We start from the raw sequence: 21,441 nt of genomic DNA on the forward strand, positions 1-21,441 counted from the left end.
AAACCCTCGCCCTGGCCGGTGGGGGTTTGTCGTTGTGGGGGGACAGGCTTGCTCAGGCAGCGCGCGGGAGAGCGGTTTCCAAGGCGCGGCGAATGAACTCGCTCTCTGTCATCTCGTTTTCGGCCGCGGCGAGACGAAGGCGTTCGGCCAAGGGGCGTTTGATCCGAACGTGCTTTTTCACGCTGGCGCGGATGCTGTAAGTCGGCGGCGACGAGGGATGGGTGGCGGCGTTCACGGTGGCAACTCCGAAGGTGAAAGGTTTGGTGTGTCCCACATGGGGGACACTTCCACTCAACCACTCCAGGAGCTTTCCGCAACCCACGGTTTTTGACTAAACACGAAAACTGCGGAATCTCTCGCACTTTTTCCGGAAGCCCTGTTCTGCTGGCTTTCCCTTCCCTGCTGGTCTTCCATTAGCCAGCAGAAAGAGAAGACCAGCAGGAAGACCAGCAGCTACAAACCCTTGATTCCAAAAGCTTTGCATTCATAGAAAACCGTTCCGCTGGTCTGCTGGGTCAAAAAAGAATCGGTTTTGAAATTTGAGATACCAACACTTTCCATGCGATTTGGACGCATTTGCACAGGGGAGTTGAATCGAAAGCCAGCAAGCCAGCAGCGCACTTTTAGTCGCAGAAATCCCTTGGGATTCAACGACCTTGCACTACTGGTCTTCCTGCTGGCCTTCGATCGCTGCTGGCTAGTGGAAGACCAGCAGCCGGAAGTTCCTACTCATTTTCGGCCAAACACTCCAGTTGCTCGCGCTTGCGATCGGTCAAGAACGGATGCTGAAACTCCCTCCCGCTTTCCACCTCCGTCACCACCACGTGTTCTTCAATCGTAAGGGCGCCATGGTGCCAATCGATGGCATCCAACTCCGCCAAGGACAGTCGCGCGAATGCCTCCATTGCCTCGGACTGGGTCTGGGCAAAGACCTCAATCACCTTGCTCACCAAGTAGTCACCCCGGACGACGAATTCGTAAGTTCCCATCGGCTCCTCCTAATAGTTGAGGTGGTGGCGCATGGTTGGACAAGGCCAGTTGAGATCTTCGCGTTCGGAACCATCGGGGCTGATGACCTCCACAAAGCCGTAGATCTCCTCCAACTCGGTACGCCAGCCACCGGCATGAATGTCAGCCACTCCCATCGAGTTCAGAATCTCCAAGGCTGCCGCCTCTGAGTCCGCGTCGATTCGGATTTCCAATTCGGCCGTCGCGCGGCCCAAGACAACAACGTTCCAGCGATCAGCCATTGGAGCTCTCCTGGTTCGCCGTGGCCACCTGCCCTACCCGCTGGATGGCAAAGAACTTCCCGTGCAACGCACCGCTCGCCTGCGCTTGCTGAAGGTGATCGGCGGCGCGCTTGCCGTAAGTCACCACCAACGATCCCGACGGCGCTGCCGTGCCGGTGGTTCCGTCGGGACGCACAAACCTCAGCCTCCCACGGGTGAACAGGATCGCCGTCGCGTTGGGGTGGGAAAGCACGCAGTCGTGCATCCATCCCGTCTCCATGTTGACCGGCACCAGGGCGATACCGCCGCCGGGGTGGTTGGCCAGCTTGCTCAACCACTTCTCAATCCCTTTTCCGTAAGGCGGATTCATCCACACGAATGCCTGCTTGGGCCACGGCGTAGCCAAGCCGTCCTGGCTCGGCGGGATCATCCGGCTGGCCGTGGGTGCGGGCAGCCGCGACGGGTCTTCGGGCGTGCAAGGATCGAGGTCAAAGCCGCGCCTTCCCCCCAGCGCCCTGACGATGGCAGGCGGGGTATACCAATCGACGCTCGTGTGGGCCTTGTCGCTTGCCTTGTAGCAAACGGAGGTGAGCCGGGTGGGTTTAGCCGCTACGAGGCGCTTGGAGCGGGTTGCTGCGTTGAACGGCAGAACGTTGGACTTGGGCTGCATGAGGATTCTCCAGGCAAGGCTCCGTCAGCACGGCTGCGTTGCCGCGTTGAAGAATGGGTTTTGGGAGTTGGGCTTGAACCAGCCCGAGAGGCGCTGCTGGCGGCGGGTTACCACCAAGAGTTGTAGAACACGTCCCAACCGTCGTTGATCAATGCGCGGGCCTGCGCAATGAAGTCCAGATCTTCTTCAGCTCGATCGGGATCCGATTCACCGAAGAAGAAGCCTTGGGTATAAGGCAAATCATCGTTCAGCACAGCCTGTTCCAACGCATCAAGATCGTCCAATCCAAGGAATACGGGAACTTGGTTGAAATCGAAGGGATCAACCTGCCCCGTCCTAGCACTGTGCAACTTGAACATCCAACCATGAAGGTTCGGATGCTTTCGCCAGTAGAAAAATAGTTCTTGAGTGCGATCTCGCACATCAGTGCGGGTCTTGACCGCATACATATCGAGGCCCATCGGCTTGCTCCATCGCCCCGACCACCGAGGCGTTGGAGTAATCATCCGAACTGAGAGCCTCCATCGATACGGATATTGGAGGCCTCCAATATCCGTTAGCAGCCGTTACATTCGCCCATTGCGCTTGTCGGGCATCTTTGGAGGCGCCGGCTGCAGGCGTTCGTGCAGCGCTTGTTCGATCACCCCAGCTCGCGAGGCGTCGAGCTGCTGAGCCAGGTCCCGCAGACGGCTGGCCTGGGCTTGGGCTGCGTTGTTGAATGCGTCCACCCACTGGCGCTTGACGTCAGGGTTTTGCCAAGGCTGGGCGAAGGCCTCGGTCAGCGTGCAGACCCGAATCCCAAGCCCTATTTGCACGCCCAATGCTTGGAGCTGGCGAATTAACGCATCGCTGATGGGTTGGTCAGTCAGTGGCTCCAGGAAGAACTGCTTAGCCTTGGACCCTTTGGCCACCAGAAACGGCAGTTCTGCAGTTAGGAGGGTGTCGATCGCAACGCCCCGTTCGCTCAACGGCTTCCACAGGCCCTTAGCCTTGAGCTCGGCTGCCCAGGCCATCAACGGAACAAGGGTGGTCGAGCGCTTGCGAGTTCCCTTCACCGTGAACAGCGTCCCTTTTGGGGAGTGTTCCTTCAAGAGGTGTTGCAATTGGGCCGTGCTGATCGCCAACACCCCAGCGGCCTCATTGAAGCTCAACGCCACGTCCACCTTGGGCCGCTGTTTCGCTAGGCGCAAATGGTCTGCGATCTTCTTCTCCATCTGGCCCACGTTTTCGGTGCCAGAGAGCTTGCCGAGAAAGCGATCGATGGCGCGGCGGTAAGCATCAGCAGCAGTAAGGGCCATTAGTTCGGCTCGCTCCCCTTACGGCCGACCTTTGAAGAGCGCGCGGCAGCATTGCTGCTTCGCCGCCCGACCTTGCGCGCCGGCAGGGTGCGCAGCGCCTCCAGGTCGATTCCGTAATCTAGGACACCCAAAGCTGGCGTTCCTCCGGCACCGTTGAGCTTCTCACTCACCGTAAAGGGCCTGCTGTAAGTCGCGTGGTGTTCGTCGTCCAATTCGTGGCCGACGATTTGGGCTCGCATCTCAGAGGCCACACCGCTGCCCTGCATCTCCTGAATCACGGTCTTTCGGAGACTATGGAAACCACGTTTCGCTTTCGACCACCCACCACTGTGCTTTTGGAGGTAGTAGCTGAACGCCTTCGATATCCAGTTCCCCGCACCATTCTTCGCCTTACTGTCAGCCTGCGGAAACAATCGCCAGTCCCCGCTCTCCCTTCGTTCGGCGACGTAGTCCAAGAAACCAAGCTTGATCAGGTCGGGATGCAACGGGACGACCCGATTGGAAACATCGGTCTTCAATCGCTGATCCTCCCCCTCATCGGTAAACCGTATGCACGGGATTCCCTCCTCTTCCTTGACGTCCAGGGTAAACAGCTGCCCCACCTCACCTGCCCGGGCGCCCGTATACAGGCCCAACAAAGCCGCCCAGCGCGCTCCCGTTGAAAGCTGCTTGAAGCTATCAGGCGCGAAGAGTTGATGAACCTGATCCAAGGTAAAGGCCTGGAAGCCAAATTTTCTGCGCTTGCGCTTCTCCGCCATCGAAACGCTGACGTGACCTGCGGCGACATTGTCTCCCTTGAGCACGTAGCCTGAAGCCATTGCCCAAGTGAAGAATCCTCTCTTTCCTGCGAGGTAGCTCTGGCGATTGTTGAGCGTAGAACGCGTTAACCCGCGCTTGGCCAAATGGTCGTAGAAGCGGGCCATCTCAGGCCGCGTGATGGTGTGCAGCTCGCGCTCGGCGCCCAAGAACTCGATCAGCTCTGTCACGGGAAGCAGTTTGATGCCGACCGTTTTGACCTCGATGTCCTCGGCGGCGACTTTATCCTGCCAGATTCGCTTCGCATCGATCAGGCTGATGGTCTCAGATGGCAGGGGCTGCGCCGCCGCTGATTCCAACGGGTTTGGCCCAGCCGCCGCCGGAACTGCACCCGTATCACGGAAGTGGAACTTGCCGATTTCTTCCAGCGCCTCCATTGCTCGAGCATGGTCGGCCGCATCCGTGGTCCGAAGACGGAAGCCCGGCAAGTCAATTTCATAACGCCGGGAGCCGTTCTCCGCGACGCTGCGCAGAACATCCTCAACCGTGAGTCCCTTCTTGGTCATGCACCCATCCCTGATGGCATCGAATGCTTGAGCATAACGCTGCGCGATGGCCAAGGCAGCCACTCTTGCGCTATGCAGTTGGATGCCCAAGGGATGCTTGACGAAAGGTTTGCCGACGATACCGCGCATGTCCGTCGGAACGCGCATGCGAAACTGGTAACGACCTGTGGAAGAGCGAGTGAGATAGCTTGGTAATCGCATCGGAGTTGTGCCCCGATTTGTGCCCCAAGCCGCCCTTCAAGACCTTAAAAAATGTCGTTTAAAAACAAACACTTACTAAGGATTGGCGGAGAGAGTGGGATTCGAACCCACGGAAGGTTTAACCCTTCGCCGGTTTTCAAGACCGGTGCCTTAAACCGCTCGGCCATCTCTCCAATCGGGTCCCGGTCGCCCGGGCAGCGGCGTATTCTCTCACGTGAAGAGCATTTGCCCAAGACCACCCTTGCCCCCGCCCTTCGCATCCGGCACGGTGGGGCCTTCACTGCAATCGGAGCCCCCATGGCCCACCTCGATCTGGCCAACCTGCGCACCACCCTGCTGGACGACACCCAGCTGGCCGCAGTGGCCCTGCACCGCACTTTCGCCGGGCACCTGCCGGTCAGCAGTGGGCATGTGGTGGTCTGCGATCCGCTGGTCCAGGCCGAGGCGCCGGCGCTGGCCGACTACACCGCCCCCCTAGGCCGGCATCCGGTCGAAATCATCGTGCACAGCGGCCGCCCGGCGCTGGCCGTGGTCTGGTTCAAGCCCCGCGAAGCCCTCACTGCGTCTGCCCTGCACTGGCAGATGGCACGCTGGACCACGCAGGACCTGACCGGCCTGGATGAGGACAGTTTCATTGGCTATCCGGTCGACGCCGGCATCGGCTGCTTCATGGATACCAACACTCAGCAGGCACTGCTGGCCCTGATCGAACAGACCGATGGCGACGAAGACAGCGAATGGTCGGATGCGCTGATCGACCATGACGGCCTGGATGAAGGCGCCGAGTACCGCCCCTGGGGCGAGGACTCTCCACACGGCCTGGTCGTATTCACCAGCGGCTGGGGCGACGGCGTCTATCCGAGCTACTGGGCGCTGGATACCTCCGGCATTCCGGTCGCCCTGGTCACCGACTTCCTGTGCATCCAGGGCGGTGACGGGCGCGACGAGCGCGAGATCGCCGACCAGGCCTATCGCGACAGTCTTCCACCCGAAGAAGCTGAAGCGCTGGCACGGCTGGTTGCCACCGTGGACCGCGACGACCCGGATGCGCTGCGAGAGCTGTTGAAGGATGCGCCACAACGCGCCAACCAGATCGAACCCGGTTGCGGCGGCACCGCCCTGTTCGAGGCGATCCGCCTGGACCGCCCACAGGCACTGCAGGTGCTGCTGCAGGGCGGACCGTTGCCCGCAATGCCCGAGCGCCTGCACATGAGCAAGGTGACAAGCTATCTGGATTACGCGCGCTTCCTGAAGAAGCCACGCAGCGCGGAACTGATGGCGGTGCTGGAAGCACCGGTCTTTGCCGAGCCCAGGCCAGCCGCACCGCCGCGGCGCAGCTTCTGGGACCGGCTGTTCGGCCGGAAGTGACCGGGGCCGGAAAGCAGCAACGCCGGGCATGGCCCGGCGCTACCGTTTCACAGATTGGCGGTGCGGTTGCGGCCAGGTGCCTCAGCCCGCATCCACCGCCAACGCGCCCAGCGCACTGGCCTTGATCCGCTCCTTGGCCTTTTCACAGGCGCCACCGCAATCCAGGCGCGAGGCCTCCAGCTGCGGCGGCAGGTGCTCGGCCAGGAAGTCGATGAACACGCGCACCGCCGGCAGCAGGCCGCGGCGCGAGGCGAACACGGCATGGCACACGCCCTGCGGCAGCGACCAGTCCGGCAGCACTACTTCCAGTTCGCCGTTGCGCACGGCATCGGCGCACACGGTTTCCGGCAGCATGGTGATGCCGAAACCGTCCTTCACCATGCTCTGCAGCAGCGGGAAGTCGAAACCGGCCACGCGCGGCTGCAGGTCGACCCGGCGCACTTCGCCTTCCGGGCCGTGCAGCTCCCAGCGCTGGCGGGCCTCGTCTTCGCTGATGCTGAGGGTGACGTGCTGGGTCAGCTCTTCAGGATCCTTCGGCCGGCCGGCGCGATCCAGGTACTTCGGGCTGGCCACCAGCAGTTCCTGCACCTGTCCGAAGCTGCGCATCACCAGGCTGCCATCGTCGTCCAGGCGCGAGCGCACGCGCAGGGCCACGTCGTAGCCTTCATTGATGATGTCCACGCGGCGGTTGCTGATGTTCAACTGCAGGCGCACCTTCGGGTACTGCTCAAGGAACTTGGGCAGCAGCTTGGGCAGCTGCATCTGCGCCAGCGATACCGGCACGCTGGCGCGCACCACGCCGCGCGGTTCCGCGCTGAGGCGGTCCACCACTTCGCGTGCGGCCTGTGCCTCGGCCAGCATCGTCTGCGCGTGGCGGTGCACGCTGGTGCCGACATCGGTGACGGCGAAACGACGCGTGGAGCGCTGCAGCAGGCGAACGCCCAGGTCGGTTTCCAGCTGGCTGATGCGGCGGCTCAGGCGCGACTTGGGGATACCCAGTGCGCGCTCGGCGGCGGCGAATCCGCCATGGTCGACCACCATCGCGAAGTAGTACAGATCATTCAGGTCATGCATGCCCGAGTTCCATATCTAGAACAATACGTGGCATTCAACCACCTTTATCCCGCCTTTGCAACAACCTATCGTTCTCTCCGTCGGCGGGGCACCCCGCCCCTTCCTCCCAGAACATAGGTGACTGCCATGAAGCTTCTGCATCTCGACGCCAGCGTGCTTGGCGACAATTCCGTCTCGCGCCAGCTGTCGGCGGCCGTGGTCGCCCGCTTCACCGGCCAGATCGATGGCCTGCAGGTCGATTATCGCGATCTTGACGCCAATCCGGTACCGCATCTGCGCAGCAGCTCGCTGGCCAGGACCGATGCCGCCGAGGCGACCGATGCTGAACAGGTGATGCAGCAGTTCCTGGAGGCCGACATCGTGGTGATCGGCGCGCCGATGTACAACTTCAGCATTCCTTCCACGCTGAAGGCCTGGATCGACCGCGTGGCCGTGGCCGGCCGCACCTTCAAGTACACCGAGAACGGCCCGGTGGGCCTGGCCGGTGGCAAGCGGGTGATCATCGCCAGCAGCCGCGGCGGCATCTACACCGACTCGCCGGCCGACTTCCAGGAGCCGTTCCTGCGCCAGGTGTTCGCCTTCATGGGCATCAACGAGGTCGAGTTCGTGCGCGCCGAGGGCATCGCCTACTCGCCGCAGCACCGTGAAGACGCCATTGCCGGCGCGCTGGCAGCACTGCCGTCGCACGCAACGGATGAAGCCGTCGCTGCGTAACGCGTTCCAACGTTCAGCGCCCCTCTCTCCTCGTCTGGGCGCTGAACGCGGGCCGGGATCCCCTCCCCCATCCCGGCCCACCTTGGCGGCCCCGCTTTGCGGGGCCGTTTTCTTTTGGACGCGCTAGGCTTGCGGCATGGACTACATCGTGACGACTGCGCACCGCAGCGAGTTTCCGCACCCGATCACCCTGCGCCGCGGCCAAGCGCTGGTGGTGGTCGAACGTTATGAAGGGCCCGAAGGCTGGGAAGACTGGTTCCTGTGCGAGGCAGAGGGCCAGCAGCCCGGTTTCGTGCCGGGGCCGGTGATCGGCCGCGATGCGCAGGGTGGCGGGTTTGCCACGGAGGATTACTGCGCGCGGGAGCTGGATGTGGATCCCGGGCAGCTGCTGCGCGGGGTGCGCACGCTCAATGGCTGGGCATGGTGCGTGCCGGAGGCCGGCGACCCGGGATGGGTGCCGTTGGAGAAGGTGCGGGTTGTGGAGTGATCGTGGGGTTCATCCACGCATGGCGTGGATACGGTGCCATGCAAGCATGGCACCCACCAGAGACACAGCGGTGCCATGCAAGCATGGCACCCACCAGAGCCAGAGCAGTGCCATGCAAGCATGGCACCCACCCCATCAGGCTATCAGCCGATGGTTTCCAGGCCGCCCATGTACGGGCGCAGGGCCTCCGGCACGGTGATGCTCCCGTCGGCGTTCTGGTAGTTCTCCATCACCGCGATCATCGCGCGGCCAACGGCCACGCCCGAGCCGTTCAGCGTGTGCGCCAGTTCCGGCTTGCCGGTGGCCGGGTTGCGCCAACGGGCCTGCATGCGGCGGGCCTGGAAGTCACCACAGTTCGAGCACGAGGAGATCTCGCGGTAAGTCTCCTGCGACGGCAGCCAGACTTCCAGGTCGTAGGTCTTCACCGCCGAGAAGCCCATGTCGCCGGTGCACAGCAGCACCTTGCGGTACGGCAGGCCCAGCTTTTCCAGCACCACTTCGGCGCAACGGGTCATGCGCTGGTGTTCGGCGTCGCTGTCTTCCGGGCGGCTGATCGAGACCAGCTCGACCTTCTCGAACTGGTGCTGGCGGATCATGCCGCGCACGTCGCGGCCGCCGCTGCCGGCTTCGGCGCGGAAGCACATCGAGTGGGCGGTCATGCGCAGCGGCAGGCGCTCGGCGTCGACGATCTCGTCGCGCACGATGTTGGTCAGCGGTACTTCCGAGGTCGGGATCAGGTAGCGCGTGGAGTCGCCCACGGCGGTCTTGAACAGGTCGTCCTCGAACTTCGGCAGCTGGCTGGTGCCACGCAGCGAATCGGCGTTGACCAGCAGCGGCACGTTGGTTTCCTCATAGCCGTGCTCGCCGGTGTGCAGGTCGACCATGAACTGGGCCAGCGCACGGTGCAGGCGCGCGATCGGGCCGCGCAGCACGGTGAAGCGCGAACCGGACAGCTTGGCGGCGGTTTCGCCGTCCAGCCAGCCATTGCGGGCGCCCAGTTCGACGTGATCGAGCACCTTGAAGTCGAACTGACGCGGGGTTCCCCAGCGCGCCTGTTCGACGTTGTCGTTCTCGTCGGCACCGGCCGGCACGTCATCGGCCGGCAGGTTCGGAATGCCCATCGAGATGGCGTCGATCCTCTCGCGCAGCTCGTCCAGCGCCACTTCCGAGGCCTTCAGCTCGTCGGCGAAGGCAGCGACCTCGGCCATGATGGCCGAGACGTCCTCGCCCTTGGCCTTGGCCTGGCCGATGGCCTTGGAACGGCTGTTACGCAGGCTCTGCAGCTCCTGGGTCCGCACCTGGATGCGCTTGCGATCGGCCTCCAGGGACTCCAGGGCAGACACGTCGAGCTCGAAGCCGCGGCTGGTGCGCAGGCGTTCGGCGAGGTCGGCGGGCTGGTGGCGGAGCAGGGCTGGATCAAGCATGGCAGGTGTCGTGGTGGGTATCAGGAACGGGATTATCGCTTGTTATACGGATTTCTGCCGCCCGGTTCATTCCCGGCGTGGCAGAATCGGGCTATTCCGTACTGGTCCGGTCCATGTCTGCACCCCGCTCGTCGTCCGCCAAGTCGTTCACTGTGCATATCCCGCGCAACGCCCTGAAGATCGCCGGCATCGCCTTCGGCGTGGGCGTGCTGCTGTTCGTGCTGGTCTGGCTGACCGGCCGTGACAAGGAGTTCTTCCGCGCCGACCCGGCCGCACAGACCCCGCAGGAAACCGCCCAGGTCGAGCCCCTGCCGGAACCCTTGGCCGCTGCGGCCGGTTCCAGCGACATGCCTGACGCCAAGCCGGCACCGGTGGAGGAAGAAGCGCCGAAGCTGGTCGAAACCGCTCCGCCGCCACCCGCCCCGATCGCCGAGCCGGCCCCGGCCGCCCCGGGCGCTGCGCCGGCTGCGACCAGCAACAGCCAGCCGATGCCGATTGCCGGCCAGTCGCCGCCGCCGTCGTACCCCGCCGCCGCCCTGCGCGCCGGCGAAACCGGCACCGTGGTGGTACGCGTAGACGTGGACGCCACCGGCTATCCCAACAACGCCACAGTGATCCAGCGCAGTGGTTCACGCGACCTCGACCGTGCCGCCACCGACGCGGTGCGCCGCTGGCGTTTCACCCCGGCGCAGAGCAATGGCCAGGCCGTGCCCGGCAGCATTGAAGTGCCGTTCGACTTCAAGACGCAGTAACTGAACGCTTCCCGGCAAGCAAACTGAACCCTGCCGGTGGCGTTGACGCAGCGCTGACACTTCCCGTCCATGGCTCGGGCAACACTTCCCACGTCGTCAGTTGACGGAAGGAGTTTGCGATGACTGCCACCACCCACGAAGACCTTCATTCGCCGCAGCTGCAGCAGGATTCGAGCGTGCAGCACAAGCCCACGTCGCCCTGGATGTGGATCGCGCTGATTGTGGCGATGTTTGCGGCCGCCCTGCTGTGGCTGCGCCATTCCAACCAGGAGGATGTGGCGCCGGCACCGGTCGGTGAGCGCATGTTGCCCGCCCCTGAGCAGGCTGCGGTGACCGATGCAGCAGCACCTGCAACGCGCCAGGCCGCCCCGGCCTCCAGCCAGCACAAGACTGCGCCGGTCGCGCGTAATCGCGAAGCACGCCCTCTGGCCAGCAACCGCATGCCCACCTACCCCGCTGCCGCACTGCGCAGTGGCGTGCAGGGCAGCGTGATCGCCAGCCTGAATGTTGATACCCGTGGCAATGTCGCCAACGCTGCGATCGTTTCGCGCAGCGGCGAGCGCAGCCGCGACCTGGACCGTGCGGTGCTGAACACCGTGCAGAATTGGAAGTTCCAGCCTGCGGTGCATGACGGCCGCGCAGTAGCAAGCGTGGTGCGGGTCCCGGTGGATTTCCGTACCGAGCAGCGTTGATCGCGGACGAGGGGTTCGTGATGTTTCGACGGAGGCTTCGGCCTCCGTCTTTTTATGCGGAAAGGCGTGCCAACCAAGGTTGGCACCTACCGGGTGATATGAGCGTGCCGACCAAGGTCGGCACCTACCGGGTGATGTGAGCGTGCCAACCAAGGTTGGCACCCACCGGGTTACGTCATCCGCCGGGCGTGGCCTTTCAGGCCAGATTGAACCCGGCGCTGCGCGCCAGGCCATCGAAGTCCGGGAAGGAGGTGGCGACGTTGGCGATATCGTTGATGCGCACTTCGCCGTCACTGATCTGGCCGGCGATGGCGAAGGCCATGGCGATGCGATGGTCACCGTGGCTTTCGATGGTGCCACTGCCCAGGCGCACGCCGCCGTGCAGGGTGGCGCCGTCTTCGGTTTCGTCCACCTGCATGCCCAGCGCGCGCAGGCCGGTCGCCATCGCGGCGAGACGATCAGATTCCTTTACCCGCAGTTCGGCGGCCCCGCTGACCACGGTCTGGCCTTCGGCGGCCGCAGCGGCCACGAACAGCGCCGGGAACTCGTCGATCATGTCCGGCACCAGTGCTTCCGGAATGCGTGCGCCCTTCAGCGGGGCATAGCGCACCACCAGGTCCGCCACCGGTTCACCGCCCTGCTCGGCCGGATTCTCTTCGGTGATGTCGGCACCCATCAGGCGCAGCGCATGCAACAGACCGGTGCGGCGCGGGTTCAGGCCGACCTGTTTCAGGCGCAGCTCGGAGCCCGGAATGATGCTGGCAGCCACCAGATAGAACGCCGCAGACGAGAAGTCGGCCGGCACCACGATATCCGTGGCACGAAGGCGTTGGCCGCCGCGCAGGCGCGCCTTGCCCGGCGAGAATTCGATGTCCACGCCGAACGCGGACAGCATGCGCTCGGTGTAGTCACGGGTCGGGTGCGGTTCGGTCACCTGGGTTTCGCCCTGCGCGTACAGGCCTGCCAGCAACACCGCCGACTTGATCTGCGCGCTGGCCACCGGCGAGGCGAAGTCGATGCCGTGCAGCGATTGCCCGCCATGCACGTGCAGCGGCGGCGTCCCGTCTTCCTGGGTGTCGATCTTCGCGCCCATCTGCGACAGCGGGCCGGTGACACGGCGCATCGGGCGGCCGGACAGCGACTCATCGCCGATCAGCGTGCAGTCGAATGCCTGGCCGGCCAGCAGACCGGCCAACAGGCGCATGCCGGTACCGGCGTTGCCGCAGTCCAGCGGCGCATCCGGCGCCTTCAGGCCGTCGATACCGACGCCGTGCACGATGCGCTGCGACGGGCTGGGGGTTTCGATGCGCACGCCCAGCTGGCTGAAGATGCGCGCAGTGGCGCGGGTGTCCTCGCCTTCCAGGAAACCTTCGATATGCGAGGTGCCATCGGCCAGCGCGGCGAACATCACCGAGCGGTGCGAGACCGACTTGTCGCCGGGAATGGTCAGGCTGCCCTGCAGCGGCTGGCCCTTGCGGGCGATCCAGTGTTGCGCGTTGCTCATCGTTCGATCGTTCCGTAAACGCCGGCAGCGCCGGCGATGCATCAGGGAGCGGCGGCCGTGGCCGCCGCCGCAGCACTCAGGGCACGGCCACCGGATAGGAGCCGAGTACCTTGATCTGTGCCGAGTGCGCTTCCAGTTCGGCCAGCGCGGCCTGCATCGGCGCATCGTCGATGTGGCCGGCCAGGTCGATGAAGAAGCCGTATTCCCACTTGCCGTGGTGCGACGGCCGCGACTCGATGCGGTTCATGCTGATGCCGTGGCGGGCGAACGGACTGAGCACGTCGAACAGCGCACCGGGCTTGTCATGGATGAACACCAGCACCGAGGTGCGGTCGTGGCCGGAGGTCGGGAAGATATTCCGGCCCACCACCAGGAAGCGGGTGGTGTTGTCGGCATCGTTCTGGATCGGCTTGGTGACCACCTTCTTCAGGCCGTAAACATGGCCGGCACTCTCGCCACCGATGGCGGCGGCATCGTCGGCATTGCGGGCGCGGCGCGCACCTTCGGCGTTGCTGGATACCGGAATCTTCTCGGCCTTCGGCAGGTTGGCGCGCAGCCACGCCGAGGTCTGCATGAACGACTGCGGATGCGCGTAGATTCGCTCGATGTCCTCGATGCGGCCGCTGCGCGACATCAGGTACTGCTGCACGCGCAGTTCCACCTCGCCACAGATCTTCAGGTTGGAGGTCAGGAACATGTCTAGGGTGATCTGGATGGTGCCCTGCCCCGAATTTTCCACCGGCACCACGCCGAAATCGGCGTTGCCCGCTTCCACTTCCTGGAACACTTCTTCGATGCTGGCCATCGGCAGGCCCAGCGCCGAGCGGCCGAAGTGCTTGAGCACGGCCTGCTGGCTGAAGGTGCCTTCCGGGCCGAGGTAGCCGATTTTCAGCGGCTCCTGCTGGGCCAGGCAGGCCGACATGATCTCGCGGTAGACGTGCACCAGCAGCTCATCGCTGAGCGGGCCTTCATTACGGTCCACCACCATGCGCAGCACCTGCGCTTCGCGCTCGGGACGGTAGTAGTCGACGGCGGCGGCGAGCTTGCCCTTTGCCTTGCCGACCTGGTGGGCGAAGCGGGCGCGCTCGGCAATCAGGCTCTGGATGTCGCGGTCGATCTGGTCGATCTTCGAGCGCACATCGGCCAGCGCCAGCGGCGCCAGGGTGGGTGCCGGGTTCGACGCGGCCTTGGCCTTGCCCTTCGCCTTGGTGGGCGCGCTGTCCTTGGCCGGTTCGGCCTTCTTTGGCGCCTTCTTGCTGGATTTGCTGCTTGCCATCGGAGTTCCTTGTTACGGGGCCCGCACCCGACGGTGCGCGCCGTTCATTGCTCAACCGTGACGCTGCTGGAAATCGGCCATGAAGGCGACCAGCGCCTCGGCCCCGGCCAGCGGCATGGCGTTGTACAGCGAGGCGCGGATGCCACCCACTACCTTGTGGCCCTTCAGCGCCAGCAGGCCGGCGGCCTTGGCTTCGGCGACGAAGCGGGCATCAAGCTCGGCATCAGGCAGGAAGAACGGGATGTTCATCCGCGAACGGGCCGCGTGTGCGACCTCGTTGCGGTAGAAGCCGCCGGAGCCGTCGATGGCGCCGTACACCAGCGCTGCCTTGGCGGCATTGCGCTTGGCGAACTCGGCCACGCCGCCCTCGGCCAGCATCCACTTGAACACCAGGCCGGCCAGATACCAGTTCCAGGTCGGCGGCGTGTTGAGCATCGAATCGCGGGCGACGTGCGAGCGGTAATCGAAAATGTCCGCACGCGGTTGTCCGCTGCGTTCAAGCAGGTCGCGGCGGATGATCATCACCGCGATGCCGACCGGGCCCAGGTTCTTCTGCGCGCCGGCGTAGATCACGCCATAACGGCGCACATCCAGCGGTTCGCTGGCGATGGACGAGCTGAAGTCGGCGATCAGCGGGACGCCGCCGGTGTCGGGCACATCACGGAACTCGACGCCGTGGATGGTTTCGTTGGCGGTGATGTGCACGTAGGCGGCATCGGGCGACAGCTGCCAGTCGGCGCGCGGCGGCAGCGTGCGGTAACCATCGGCCTCGCTGCTGGCGGCGATGTTGACGTCGACGTAGACACCGGCCTGCTTGACCGCCGTCTTGCCCCAGTGACCACTGACCACGTAATCGGCACGCTGGCCGGGGGTGGCGAAGTTGAGCGGGATCAGCGCCTGCTGGGTGGTGGCACCACCGGACAGGAACAGCACCGCATAGTCTTCGGGGATATCGAGCAGTCGACGCAGGTCGGCCTCGGCCTCGGCGGCCACGGACATGAACTCCGCGCCGCGATGGCTCATTTCCACGATCGAGGCACCGGTACCGTGCCAGTCCAGCATTTCCGCCTGCGCCTGGCGCAGGACCGATTCCGGCAAGGTTGCAGGGCCGGCACTGAAGTTGAACGCGCGCGTCATGTCACACCTGTGGGGCAAGACCCCTAGTATGCCGCAGTGCACCAGCCTTGCGGCCTTGTGGCGCAAGGGAAATTTGGTTTCATTGGAATCCATTGACCGCCAGCAAGGCGCCGGTAGTCGCCGACCTTGCTCGGCGCACGCCGTCAGGCGTCAAGCCCACCGGAGAAGCGTGCCGACCAAGGTCGGCACCTACCAGAGCGGATCCAGCGGACTCAGGCCAGGAGCAATGCCCCGGTAGTCGCCGACCTTGGTCGGCGTACGCCGTCAGGCGTCATCCCCGCCGAAGGAGCGTGCCGACCAAGGTCGGCACCTACCAGAGCGGATACGGCCGGTTCAGATCAGCGCGCGCCGAACCAGAGCAGCAGGCTGAGCAGTGCGGCCAGCAGCAGCGCACTCACCAGCAGCCACGGCCAGCGCCGGACCTTGCGCGGCGCGGCCGGCAGCACCGGCGCCTGCTCGGCGTCCTGGCTGGACTCGTCTTCATCCGGCAGCGGGCGCCGGCGCGGGTCATGCGGCACTTCCAGCACGAACCGGTGCTGGCCATCGAACACCACCTGGTCGCCTGCCTGCAGCCAGCAGTGGCGCACGGCCACGCCATTGACCCGTGTGCCATCGGCACTGCCCAGGTCACGCAACAGCACGCGCTCGCCATGCACTTCCACGCGGGCGTGCTGTTCGGCGAAGGCCGGCTCATTGATCTCGATGTCAGCGTCGCCACCGCGGCCGATCAGGCGGGACCGCGACAGCGTGAAGCTGCGGCCATGGTGCAGGCCACCGACACCGCGCAGCAGGCGCTGCTGCTCATTGGTGCCGTCACCGCTGTTCGGTGCGGGGGCCTGCAGCAGGCTCTCCACCTCGCCCTGCAGGACCATTTCCACGCCGTCCACATACACCGCATCGCCCGCACGCAGCAGCGCCATGCGCCGCACCGGGCGACCGTTCACATGAATGCCGCGGATACCGTTGCCGACCTGCAGCCAGAGGCCGCGATCATCCACGCAGAACTGTGCCAGCAGCAGGGCTCCGTGGCCGGCGTCGCCGAGCCTCACACTGCCATTGGCCTGGCGCACGATGCGTTGCACCCCGGGCCGCAGCGGCTGGTCGGGCTGTTGTTGTTGGCTGAAGTGAACAAGCAGGTTCTGCACGCGGCGCAGCCTAGCAGGTTGGTCGCCAACGAAGAAGAACCCACGATGAGTGCTTGGCGCGAAGGCCCTCGATGCGCACAATGCTCGCCCTCATTGATCATCCCCGCTTTGCGCCAGGAGCCTGCATGTCCACCATCGATGTCCGCCACGCCCACGCCCTGCCCGATGCACAGGCGCGCGCCGCGATCGAACAGGTCGCCGCCAAGCTGTCCGAGCGCTTCGGCCTGAAGTCGTCCTGGACCGCCGACGTGCTGAACTTCTCTGGCAGCGGCGTGGACGGTGCGATCGAGCTGCAGCCGGGCGCCGTGCGCGTGACCGCCAAGCTGGGCTTCCTGCTGTCGGCGATGAAGGGCATGGTCGAGGGCGAGATCCAGCGCGTGCTGAAGGAAAAGCTGGGCTGAACCCCGGCGGCGGCCGTCACGGCCGTGCAACGCCATCGCGCGCTACTCTCGGGGCAGGCCCAACTCCCACGGGAAGTGCGATGAACCAGTACGAAAACGATGACCGCCGCAACGACGACGCCTCGTTCGGTGACCAGGCCGAGCGCTTCTCGCGCAAGCTGAGTGACTCGGCGCAGCAGGTCTGGCTGGCCGGCCTGGGCGCCCTGGGCCGTGCACAGGCCGAAGGCAGCCGCTTCTTCGACGGCCTGGTGAAGGAAGGCGAAGCCTGGGAGGCCCGCCGCCGTGAACGCCACGGCGAACAGGGCCCGGGCTGGCGCGACAACGTGGAATCCTCGCTGGATGAGGCCCGCGAGAAGGCCTCTGGCACCTGGAACAAGGTCGAAAAGGCCTTCGATGACCAGGTGCAGGGCGTGCTCAAGCGCCTGCATGTCCCCACTGCGGACGAGGTGACCGCGCTGGAAGCCCGTATCGACGCCCTGCACGCGCGGCTGGCCAAGCTGGAAAACCGTGCGGCCTCGGGCGCTGATGCACCTGCACCGGGCAGCCATCAGTCGCCAGGCAGCGTGCCCTGACCGACCATTGTTGCAATGCAATAAATTTTGATTGACAATCGCGAGCAACCCGCCAATCGCTTCGGCTGCCGTTTGTTCCCTCCCCTCACGGCTTCAGGATTGGCGGGTTTTTCGTGCCCGCCGTATACCGATCTGCGCGCGCCATCACGTTTCCTGTCAGGAACCTCCTGACCCAGCGATGCGGCACGACCTTTACACTGTCGTCCTCCGCATTCGCCCCTTCCGCGCACCTCCTGCATGCTCCCTTGGATCCTGGCCCTGCTGTCGGCCCTGCTTACCTGTTCCCTGGCCGTTGTCTATCTGTGGTGGATCAAGCGGCGGCAGAAGGAGATGCAACTCGGCCTGCAGGCCTTGGCTGGCATGCACTGGCGCGAATTCTCAGTGCTGGTCAAACGCATGCTGCGCGAACAGCGCGGCCTGCGTGAACTGAACGACCCGGCCGAGGAGTCCCGCGAGCCGAGCAGCGACTTCCTGCTCAGCGATGGTCCCAACCAGTGGCTGGTGTCCTGCAAGCACGGCCTGGCCTACCGCATCGGTACCGCCGCAGTGAACGAACTGGGGGCGGCCGCGCGCCTGGCCGGCGCCAAGGGCGGCGTGCTGCTGACCGAGGGCCGGATCGAACGCGACGGCCGCAGCGCCGCCGAGAAGCAGGCCGTCGAGGTGCTGGACGGCCCGCGCCTGTGGCCGTTGCTGCAGCCCTATCTGCCGGCAGAAATCGAAACCCGTGTGCGCGCCAGTGCCCGCCATGAAGCCCTGCGCCGCATTGCCATAGCCGCGCTCGCCGCGGTGACGCTGGGCCTGCTGGTGGGACTGAGCCTGCAAGGGCTGCATGTGCAGGACGCTCCGCCCGTTGCCGAGGAGACGGGCGCCCCCGCGCCGGTTGCGCCTGCGGTTGAAGCGGCGCCCGAACCGGCGCCGGCCCCCGCCACCACACCGCCGACCACGGCGCCTGCGCCGACGCCCTCAACCGATGCGCGCAGCAATCCCAACCCGGATGCCGCCACGCTCGAGCGTTTCCAGGCCGATCTGTCCCGTGCCTTGGCTGGCAAGCCCGGCATCGCCAGCGGTGTCTGGCTGACCCGGCAGACGCTGGCGATCAACCGCACCGGCGAGCTGGACGCGGTGTGGCCGCAGGTCTGCGAGGAAGTGCTGCACTACCCCGCCCTACGTAACGTGCGCATCCAGCTCAACGCCCGCCCTGGCGTGGATGAGCCCGTACGCTGGCGGCAGTGCGCTACGTATTGATTGGGGTGTCTGTAGATCCACGCCATGCGTGGATGCCTCTGTAGCGTCGAGCCACGCTCGACTCATCGCGCATCGCGCGAACAGCAGCCGAGCATGGCTCGGCTCTACATGGCGCCTGCTCAGCCCAATGCCGCGAGATGGGCGATGTAACTGGAACGCGATTCACCTGCCGCTCTGGCCTGCGCATCCAGCCTCGCCAGGATCCGGCGTGGCAGGCTGATATTGACCCGCTCGATGGTGTCGTCCAGCAGGGCCGGATCAATGCAGATGTACGCAAGAATCCAACGAATGTCCTTGCATGCCTCGGCGGCGATTTTCTGTGGCGCGGAAGGTGTCGGAATCGAGCGCCCGTCATCCAGGGCCGCATCAATCCAGGCGAGCGCAGCCTCCTCGGCAGCGCTGAGCGCCTCCTCAAGCGTGTCGGCCGCCGAGAAGCACCCCGGCAGATCCGGAACGACCACACCCCACGCGGTGCGCTCGTCGCCTGCCTCGATCAAGACTGGATATCGCATGGGCCCTCCTACGTCAGTCCTGCGAGCTTCCGCAACGCCTGCACCAGCCCTTTCCCCAGATCCTTCCTAGGGTGAGGCACGGTGATGATGTGAGGGTGCTGCGGGTGCACGAATACATGATGGGATCCGCGAATCCGGCGACAGGTCCAACCTGCCGCCTCCAGATCCCGGATGAGGCCCCTGCTCTTCATGCGGGGACGATACACATCGTACACACGCCCCGACAGAGTTCAAGGCGACAGCGTGTCCCGAGCGGGGCCGCCCCTACCTTGCCCCAGGCGCGAAGCGCGCCACCAGGTCCCAGGCATCGCCGAGGAACACCTGCCGCACACGGGTGATCGGCTGTTCGCCGCGCCAGGTCAGGCGCTCGATCACCAGACAAGCGGTGCCGGGCTTCACGTCCAGCAGCTTGGCCGTGGCGGTGTCCGCGCCCCAGGCGCTGATGCGGTGCTGGGCGCGGGTCCACGACACGTTCTGCAGCAGCCAGCTGCCCGGCGCGGTGGTACTGAAGTCGACCTCCAGCACCTCCGGCACGCCCACCGGGCTGATCAGGCGGTGCTCCAGCGCCAGCGGGCGGCCGTCGGCCAGGTGCAGGCAGCGCATCGCCAGCAGCATTTCGCTGCCGGCCAGCTCGACTTCACCGGCATTGCCGGCATCTGCAAGGCGTAGGTCGCGCTGCAGCAGACGATACGCGTACTGATGGCCACGCGAACCCACTTCCATCGCGATATCGGGAATCTCCAGCGCCACCTGCTCCAGGTGCGGGGGCTGCCGCGCCACGAACGAACCAGCGCGACGACGACGCTCGATCATGCCGCTCTCGGCCAGCGCGGTCAGCACCTTGTTCACCGTCATCCGTGAGCAGCCGTACTGCTCCATCAGCTCGTGCTCGTACGGAATACGGAAGCCCGGCGCCCACTCTCCGCTGAGGATGCGGCTTTCCAGATCGCTGCGGATACGCTGGTTGAGCGTGGCGGACTTGCTGGCCTTCACGTAATGGGGTCTCGGTGGCGGGAGGCGATCAGCCCAGCACGCCACGCAGGGCGGCGGTAAAGGCGGTGGTGATCGCCTCGCGCTGCAGGTGGCGGCCCTCGGCCACGCATTGGCGGCCATGGCGCCAGACCGATCGCAGCGCGCCATTACGTGCGGCGAACACCCAGCTGTCAAGCCATGCGTCATCCTGCCGCGCCTGTAGCGCGGGGTGTGCGGCATCCAGCTCGACCAGGTCGGCACTGGCGCCAACCTGCAGGCCGGCGGACACGCCCAGTGCCTGCGCGCCACCGTGCAGTGCGCCTTCGAACAGGAAGCGGCCGGTGCTGCGGGTGGCATCCGGGGCCAGTACGTTGCGACCGCGCAGGGTCAGGCGCTGGCCGTATTCGAGCAGGCGCAGTTCTTCGGCCGCATCGATCAGGACATTGGAATCGGAGCCGACACCGAAGCGCCCGCCCTCGCGCGCGAACGCCTGCATCGGGAACAGGCCGTCACCCAGGTTGGCTTCGGTGATCGGGCACAGGCCGGCCACGGCCTGGCTGGCCACGATGGCGGCGCGCTCATCGTCGGTGATGTGGGTGGCGTGCACCAGGCACCAGCGCGCATCCACCGGTGCATGGTCGTAGAGCCACTGCACCGGACGCTGGCCGCTCCAGGCAAGGCAGGCCTCGACTTCACGCACCTGCTCGGCGATATGGATGTGCACCGGGCCGTCGGTCAGCGGCAGCAACGCACTCAATTCCTCACCGGTGACTGCACGCAGGCTGTGCGGCGCGATGCCGAGCACCGCATCCGGCAGCGCGGCCAGTGCCGGCTTGGTGGCGTCCAGCAGCTGTGCGAAACCGTCCACGTCGTGGATCAGGCGACGCTGTGCCGGATTCGGCGGCGCCCCGCCGAAATCGGCATGTGCATAGAACACCGGCAGCAGGGTCAGGCCGATACCGGTCTGGTCGGCCGCCGCCGCAATCCGCGCGCTCATCTCGGCACGGTTGGCATACGGCCGGCCGTCAGCATCGTGGTGCAGGTAGTGGAATTCACCGACGCGGGTGAAGCCGCTTTCCAGCATTTCCATGTAGGCCTGGGCGGCGATGGCCTGCACCGCGTCCGGGCGCAGATGGGCCAGGAAGCGATACATCAGCTCGCGCCAGCTCCAGAAGCTGTCACCGTCGCCGCCGCCGATCTCGGTCAGCCCGGCCATGCCGCGCTGGAAGGCGTGGCTGTGCAGATTGGGAAGGCCCGGCACCAGGATGCCGGCGCGGGTGTCGCCCGCCTGCGCGCCCTGCCCCGTACTGATCGCCGTGATGCGACCGTCCTGCACCTGCAGGCGGACATCGCGGGCCCAACCCTCGACCAGCAGGGCGTGGGCGGCATGGAAACTGTGCGGGGAACGCGAATCGGACATGGCTGGACAACCCGAAATGGACGCCT

General features: G+C 65.3%; 25 protein-coding genes and 1 tRNA gene. 8 read left to right on the top strand and 18 right to left on the bottom strand.

The features are described from left to right. Nucleotides 1-52: 52 nt before the first annotated feature. From V3B25_RS00860 to V3B25_RS00895, 8 genes are all read right to left on the bottom strand, one after another. Nucleotides 53-235 (bottom strand): ribbon-helix-helix protein, CopG family, encoded by a 183-nt coding sequence (locus V3B25_RS00860; RefSeq protein ID WP_141098938.1) that lies wholly within the window; start codon nt 233-235, stop codon nt 53-55. A 490-nt stretch (nt 236-725) separates the two neighbouring features. Further along, the gene (locus V3B25_RS00865) at nt 726-989 is read right to left on the bottom strand and encodes a hypothetical protein (RefSeq protein ID WP_006375902.1); all 264 of its coding nucleotides are present in this window, start codon (nt 987-989) and stop codon (nt 726-728) included. Nucleotides 990-998: 9 nt separating this feature from the next. After that, on the bottom strand, nt 999-1,250 hold the full coding sequence (locus tag V3B25_RS00870) for a hypothetical protein (protein WP_006375905.1): 252 nt from the start codon (nt 1,248-1,250) through the stop codon (nt 999-1,001). After that, entirely contained in the window at nt 1,243-1,899 is a 657-nt protein-coding gene (locus V3B25_RS00875; RefSeq protein ID WP_049400621.1) for a DNA N-6-adenine-methyltransferase, read from the bottom strand. Before V3B25_RS00875 ends, V3B25_RS00870 begins: the two co-directional genes overlap by 8 nt. Nucleotides 1,900-2,006: 107 nt before the next feature. Beyond that, nucleotides 2,007-2,360 (bottom strand): hypothetical protein, encoded by a 354-nt coding sequence (locus V3B25_RS00880; RefSeq protein ID WP_012480712.1) that lies wholly within the window; start codon nt 2,358-2,360, stop codon nt 2,007-2,009. Nucleotides 2,361-2,465: 105 nt separating this feature from the next. Then, nucleotides 2,466-3,197, bottom strand: a complete 732-nt coding sequence (locus V3B25_RS00885; protein WP_006375976.1) for a hypothetical protein — start codon at nt 3,195-3,197, stop codon at nt 2,466-2,468. Beyond that, entirely contained in the window at nt 3,197-4,720 is a 1,524-nt protein-coding gene (locus V3B25_RS00890; RefSeq protein WP_032971218.1) for a site-specific integrase, read from the bottom strand. The genes V3B25_RS00885 and V3B25_RS00890 overlap by 1 nt, the downstream gene beginning before the upstream one ends. An 83-nt stretch (nt 4,721-4,803) precedes the next feature. Continuing rightward, a tRNA-Ser gene (locus V3B25_RS00895) sits at nt 4,804-4,893 on the bottom strand. A 124-nt stretch (nt 4,894-5,017) separates the two neighbouring features. On the opposite strand from V3B25_RS00895, the gene V3B25_RS00900 reads away from it, so the two are divergent. Beyond that, nucleotides 5,018-6,088: a DUF4241 domain-containing protein gene (locus V3B25_RS00900; RefSeq protein WP_329809838.1), complete on the top strand. Its 1,071-nt coding sequence runs from the start codon at nt 5,018-5,020 to the stop codon at nt 6,086-6,088. Nucleotides 6,089-6,169: 81 nt separating this feature from the next. Here the strand turns inward: V3B25_RS00900 and V3B25_RS00905 are convergent, their stop codons facing one another. After that, complete coding sequence (locus V3B25_RS00905; RefSeq protein ID WP_005410175.1) at nt 6,170-7,162, bottom strand: LysR family transcriptional regulator; 993 nt, start codon at nt 7,160-7,162, stop codon at nt 6,170-6,172. A 126-nt stretch (nt 7,163-7,288) separates the two neighbouring features. Here V3B25_RS00905 and V3B25_RS00910 point away from each other — a divergent pair, with 126 nt between their 5' ends. Beyond that, on the top strand, nt 7,289-7,876 hold the full coding sequence (locus V3B25_RS00910) for an NAD(P)H-dependent oxidoreductase (protein ID WP_329809839.1): 588 nt from the start codon (nt 7,289-7,291) through the stop codon (nt 7,874-7,876). A gap of 136 nt (nt 7,877-8,012) precedes the next feature. After that, nucleotides 8,013-8,363: a ligand-binding protein SH3 gene (locus V3B25_RS00915; protein WP_329809840.1), complete on the top strand. Its 351-nt coding sequence runs from the start codon at nt 8,013-8,015 to the stop codon at nt 8,361-8,363. A gap of 143 nt (nt 8,364-8,506) precedes the next feature. Here the strand turns inward: V3B25_RS00915 and serS are convergent, their stop codons facing one another. Continuing rightward, nucleotides 8,507-9,787 (bottom strand): serine--tRNA ligase, encoded by a 1,281-nt coding sequence (gene serS / locus V3B25_RS00920; RefSeq protein ID WP_049422117.1) that lies wholly within the window; start codon nt 9,785-9,787, stop codon nt 8,507-8,509. A 113-nt stretch (nt 9,788-9,900) separates the two neighbouring features. Here serS and V3B25_RS00925 point away from each other — a divergent pair, with 113 nt between their 5' ends. Continuing rightward, nucleotides 9,901-10,539, top strand: a complete 639-nt coding sequence (locus tag V3B25_RS00925; RefSeq protein ID WP_049399657.1) for an energy transducer TonB — start codon at nt 9,901-9,903, stop codon at nt 10,537-10,539. Between the two features lie 119 nt (nt 10,540-10,658). Continuing rightward, a complete protein-coding gene (locus tag V3B25_RS00930) occupies nt 10,659-11,231 on the top strand; it encodes an energy transducer TonB (protein ID WP_032127721.1) in 573 nt (190 codons plus the stop codon). Between the two features lie 196 nt (nt 11,232-11,427). On the opposite strand, the gene aroA is transcribed toward V3B25_RS00930, so the two are convergent. The 4 genes from aroA to V3B25_RS00950 all read right to left on the bottom strand — a co-directional run bounded on the left by aroA (nt 11,428) and on the right by V3B25_RS00950 (nt 16,293). Next, a complete protein-coding gene (gene aroA / locus V3B25_RS00935) occupies nt 11,428-12,735 on the bottom strand; it encodes a 3-phosphoshikimate 1-carboxyvinyltransferase (RefSeq protein WP_329809841.1) in 1,308 nt (435 codons plus the stop codon). 76 nt (nt 12,736-12,811) lie between these two features. After that, nucleotides 12,812-14,011 carry a prephenate dehydratase gene (gene pheA, locus V3B25_RS00940; protein WP_014037689.1) on the bottom strand — a complete coding sequence of 400 codons (1,200 nt, stop codon included), beginning with the start codon at nt 14,009-14,011 and terminating at the stop codon, nt 12,812-12,814. A gap of 51 nt (nt 14,012-14,062) precedes the next feature. After that, complete coding sequence (gene serC / locus V3B25_RS00945; protein ID WP_329809842.1) at nt 14,063-15,148, bottom strand: 3-phosphoserine/phosphohydroxythreonine transaminase; 1,086 nt, start codon at nt 15,146-15,148, stop codon at nt 14,063-14,065. Between the two features lie 338 nt (nt 15,149-15,486). Beyond that, nucleotides 15,487-16,293: an FHA domain-containing protein gene (locus tag V3B25_RS00950; protein ID WP_032127717.1), complete on the bottom strand. Its 807-nt coding sequence runs from the start codon at nt 16,291-16,293 to the stop codon at nt 15,487-15,489. A 125-nt stretch (nt 16,294-16,418) separates the two neighbouring features. Between V3B25_RS00950 and V3B25_RS00955 the strand changes: the two genes are divergently transcribed. From V3B25_RS00955 to V3B25_RS00965, 3 genes are all read left to right on the top strand, one after another. Beyond that, on the top strand, nt 16,419-16,694 hold the full coding sequence (locus V3B25_RS00955) for a polyhydroxyalkanoic acid system family protein (RefSeq protein WP_005417302.1): 276 nt from the start codon (nt 16,419-16,421) through the stop codon (nt 16,692-16,694). Between the two features lie 80 nt (nt 16,695-16,774). Continuing rightward, nucleotides 16,775-17,266: a phasin family protein gene (locus V3B25_RS00960; RefSeq protein ID WP_024956383.1), complete on the top strand. Its 492-nt coding sequence runs from the start codon at nt 16,775-16,777 to the stop codon at nt 17,264-17,266. A gap of 237 nt (nt 17,267-17,503) precedes the next feature. Next, nucleotides 17,504-18,511 (top strand): restriction endonuclease, encoded by a 1,008-nt coding sequence (locus V3B25_RS00965; RefSeq protein WP_329809843.1) that lies wholly within the window; start codon nt 17,504-17,506, stop codon nt 18,509-18,511. Nucleotides 18,512-18,630: 119 nt separating this feature from the next. Here V3B25_RS00965 and V3B25_RS00970 read toward each other — a convergent pair whose 3' ends face one another. The 4 genes from V3B25_RS00970 to V3B25_RS00985 all read right to left on the bottom strand — a co-directional run bounded on the left by V3B25_RS00970 (nt 18,631) and on the right by V3B25_RS00985 (nt 21,415). After that, the gene (locus tag V3B25_RS00970) at nt 18,631-19,023 is read right to left on the bottom strand and encodes a type II toxin-antitoxin system HicB family antitoxin (protein ID WP_049422111.1); all 393 of its coding nucleotides are present in this window, start codon (nt 19,021-19,023) and stop codon (nt 18,631-18,633) included. 8 nt (nt 19,024-19,031) lie between these two features. After that, nucleotides 19,032-19,214, bottom strand: a complete 183-nt coding sequence (locus V3B25_RS00975; RefSeq protein ID WP_080355371.1) for a type II toxin-antitoxin system HicA family toxin — start codon at nt 19,212-19,214, stop codon at nt 19,032-19,034. A gap of 73 nt (nt 19,215-19,287) precedes the next feature. After that, on the bottom strand, nt 19,288-20,016 hold the full coding sequence (gene hutC, locus V3B25_RS00980; protein WP_049422110.1) for a histidine utilization repressor: 729 nt from the start codon (nt 20,014-20,016) through the stop codon (nt 19,288-19,290). Between the two features lie 28 nt (nt 20,017-20,044). Beyond that, a complete protein-coding gene (locus tag V3B25_RS00985) occupies nt 20,045-21,415 on the bottom strand; it encodes a formimidoylglutamate deiminase (RefSeq protein ID WP_049422109.1) in 1,371 nt (456 codons plus the stop codon). Nucleotides 21,416-21,441: the final 26 nt, after the last annotated feature.

It is taken from the genome of Stenotrophomonas sp. SMYL8 (genome assembly GCF_036320065.1).
Taxonomy (GTDB): domain Bacteria; phylum Pseudomonadota; class Gammaproteobacteria; order Xanthomonadales; family Xanthomonadaceae; genus Stenotrophomonas; species Stenotrophomonas maltophilia_A.